Genomic DNA, 2,498 nt, shown 5'->3' with positions numbered 1-2,498 from the left:
CGGTCACGCAGGCCCTTGAGGATCTCAACAGTGTCGGCCACCGACGGTTCCTGGACCTGGATCGGCTGGAAGCGGCGCTCCAAAGCGGCGTCCTTCTCGATGTGCTTGCGGTACTCATCCAAGGTGGTGGCACCAATGGTCTGGAGTTCACCACGCGCCAGCAACGGCTTGAGGATAGACGCGGCATCGATGGCACCCTCAGCGGCGCCGGCACCCACGAGCGTGTGGATCTCGTCGATGAAGAGGATGATGTCCCCGCGGGTCCGGATTTCCTTCAGGACCTTCTTCAGGCGCTCTTCGAAATCCCCGCGGTAACGGGAACCGGCCACCACGGAGCCTAAATCGAGCGTGTAGAGCTGCTTGTCCTTCAGGCTCTCGGGCACGTTGCCCCGGACGATCGCCTGGGCAAGGCCCTCGACGACGGCCGTCTTGCCGACGCCCGGCTCGCCGATCAGCACGGGGTTGTTCTTGGTACGGCGGGAGAGGACCTGCATGACGCGTTCCATCTCCAGCTCGCGGCCGATCACAGGATCAAGCTTGTTCTCCCGCGCGGCCTGGGTAAGGTTGCGGCCGAACTGGTCCAGCACCACCGAACCGGCGGGAGCAACCTCGGCCTGGCTCGGTCCGGCGACCATCCCGCTGGGGTCCTTGCCCTCATAGCCGGAGAGCAAATGGATGACCTGCTGGCGGACCCGACCGAGGTCGGCACCAAGCTTGACCAGGACCTGCGCGGCAACACCTTCACCCTCGCGGATGAGGCCGAGCAGGATGTGCTCTGTACCGATGTAGTTGTGGCCGAGCTGCAAGGCTTCCCGGAGGGCGAGCTCAAGCACCTTCTTGGCGCGCGGCGTAAAGGGGATGTGCCCGGAGGGGCCTGGCGGCCCTGGCCGATGATCTCCTGCACCTGCTCGCGGACGCCATCGAGCGAAATGCTCATCGACTCAAGCGCCTTGGCGGCGACCCCCTCACCCTCCTGGATCAGTCCCAACAGGATGTGTTCAGTACCAATGTAGTTATGGTTGAGCATGCGAGCCTCTTCTTGGGCAAGCACAACAACGCGACGGGCACGGTCCGTAAATCTCTCAAACATTTCGCCACACTCCTGGCAGCCGCCTACCTTGATGCTACGTCGCTGAGGGCCTTCGTGGGGGATCGCCGGACGCAGAATTTTAGATAACGGTCCAGCCGCCTGCATGGCTCTTCCGCGCGGACGGTCAAGACCGTGAAGAATGAAAACAACCACCAAGTAGAGGGAATTACCATGAGCACCCTGAAGCAACGCCTGCACGCCGACGTCGTTGTCCACATGAAGGACCGCAACAAAACTGCGCTCACGACGGTCCGTAACGTCCTGGGCGAAATCGAGACGCGCGAGAAGTCCGGAAAGACACCCATCGAGCTGGACGACACCCAGGTGACGGCCCTGCTGCAGAAGGAAGCCGCCAAGCGCAGGGACACTGCCCGCATTTACACGGAGGCCGGCGAGGCCGAGCGCGCCGCGGCGGAAATCGCCGAAGCAGAAGTGATAGAGGCGTACCTGCCCGAAATGCTGACGCTCGCCGAAGTCGAGGGCATCGTCGACGAGGCAATCGCCGCATTGAAGGCCAGCGGCCAGGAACCCACGATCAAGCAGATGGGCGCCGTGATGAAGCCCGTCACAGCAAAGGTCGCCGGCCGCTTCGACGGCAAGGCCGTCAGCGAAATCGTCCGGACCCGGCTCGCATAGATTCACCGGCACGCAGGGAGGAGCAGCCATGGCAGCCATCATCCTGGGATGGAATCCACGGCTTTGGAACGACTGGAACTACGAGGCTGTGATCGAGCAGGTCGCCGAAACCGGTCAATTCCTGGAGCGGTGGAACGTCGGGCAACACCGGAAGATCCAGCCGGGCAACCAAGCATGGCTTCTCCTGCAAGGCGGAGGACCCCACGGACGCGCTGATCGGACACAGCGTCGTGATGTCCGAAAGCTACGAAGTGCCACAAAGCACCGAGCCGAAGGGTATTGCGCGGTACGTGAGCGTGGCCTTCGATGCCTTGCTCCCCCTCGGCGGCCAGATCCCGTCGAGTGTCCTCTCCAGGGAGGTGCCGGACGTGGCCTGGAATCGCTTCCGCGGTTCGGGGCGGTCTATTCCGTCATCGTCAGAACCTGCTCTTCAGCGCGTGTGGCGGGAGCACGGCCCAGCGGCGTCCGAGCCGTTCCAGACTGTTCCGGGGACCTACCCGGAAGGAGCCGTCAGCCGCATTGAAACGAACCGCTACGAGCGGGACCCTGAAGCCCGCCGCATCTGCCTGGCTTTCCACGGAACGTCCTGTGCCGCATGCACCTTCTCCTTCGAAGTAAGCTACGGCGACATCGGCAAAGACTACATCCACGTCCATCACGTGGTTCCGGTTTCACAGCTTGGCAGCGACTACCGGCTGGACCCGATCGCGGACCTCGTCCCGTTGTGTGCCAACTGCCACGCGATGGCGCACCGGGGCGTGGGCACCCCGCG

At 63.5% G+C, this 2,498-nt stretch carries 2 protein-coding genes and 1 pseudogene; 2 read left to right on the top strand and 1 reads right to left on the bottom strand.

Annotated features, from left to right (window positions below; genetic code table 11):
- Window positions 1–1,090, bottom strand: a pseudogene (locus tag AHiyo1_RS21605) (Clp protease N-terminal domain-containing protein); the annotation flags it as partial.
- 171 nt (window positions 1,091–1,261) lie between these two features.
- On the opposite strand from AHiyo1_RS21605, the gene AHiyo1_RS21600 reads away from it, so the two are divergent.
- Both AHiyo1_RS21600 and AHiyo1_RS21595 read left to right on the top strand, forming a co-directional pair.
- On the top strand, window positions 1,262–1,726 hold the full coding sequence (locus AHiyo1_RS21600; RefSeq protein WP_059389947.1) for a GatB/YqeY domain-containing protein: 465 nt from the start codon (window positions 1,262–1,264) through the stop codon (window positions 1,724–1,726).
- A 233-nt stretch (window positions 1,727–1,959) separates the two neighbouring features.
- Window positions 1,960–2,498: HNH endonuclease (locus tag AHiyo1_RS21595; RefSeq protein ID WP_172465699.1), on the top strand; the 539-nt coding region annotated here is incomplete at its 3' end.

Source organism: Arthrobacter sp. Hiyo1, from assembly GCF_001263615.2.
Lineage (GTDB): Bacteria > Actinomycetota > Actinomycetes > Actinomycetales > Micrococcaceae > Arthrobacter.
Note: the sequence above shows the minus strand (reverse complement) of the source record. Positions and strands in the feature narration are given on the sequence as shown.